Source organism: Nocardia vaccinii NBRC 15922 (assembly GCF_001613305.1).
GTDB lineage: Bacteria > Actinomycetota > Actinomycetes > Mycobacteriales > Mycobacteriaceae > Nocardia > Nocardia vaccinii.
Genome location: NZ_BDCC01000141.1, coordinates 1 through 546, shown reverse-complemented (window position 1 = coordinate 546; position 546 = coordinate 1). Strand labels below are relative to the sequence as shown.

General features: G+C 59.7%; 1 protein-coding gene. It reads right to left on the bottom strand.

Features of this window, described 5'->3' with window-relative positions; genetic code table 11:
- Positions 1–78 precede the first annotated feature (78 nt).
- A partial coding sequence (locus NV1_RS41700) for an IS630 family transposase (RefSeq protein ID WP_157117793.1) occupies positions 79–546 on the bottom strand: 468 nt, incomplete at its 5' end.

The window sequence follows — 546 nt, the reverse complement described above, 5'->3', positions numbered from 1 at the left end:
ATTAGAGGGTTCTGGAGATCTTGAAGACCTGGAGATGCTGGTCAGTGTGTTGAGGGCTGGTGGAATCCGCGGATTCGCCTAGTGTCCCGCGCCAGGAATTCGATGAAGATATGAGGCGAGTCGTTCGAGTATCTCGTCTGCAGTCTTGGTCCAGGCGAACGGTTTCGGGTTGGTATTCCAGTGACCGATCCAGTCCCGGATGTCGCGTTCGAGCGCCTGGATCGACCGGTGGGCGCTGCGCCGGAGTTTCTTGTCGGTCAGCAGCCCGAACCAGCGTTCCACCTGGTTCAACCAGGAGGAGTAGGTGGGCGTGAAGTGCATGTGGAAACGCGGATGCGCGGCAAGCCATTTCGCAACCACAGGCGCCTTGTGCGTGGAGTAGTTGTCGCAGATCAGGTGCACGTCCAACCCGGGTGGCACCTGCTTGTCGAGGGTGATCAGGAATTTCTTGAACTCGGCCGCGCGGTGGCGGCGGTGGAACTCGCCGATCACCTCGCCGTTGGCGATGTTCAGCGCGGCGAACAATGTTGTGATGCCATGACGGAG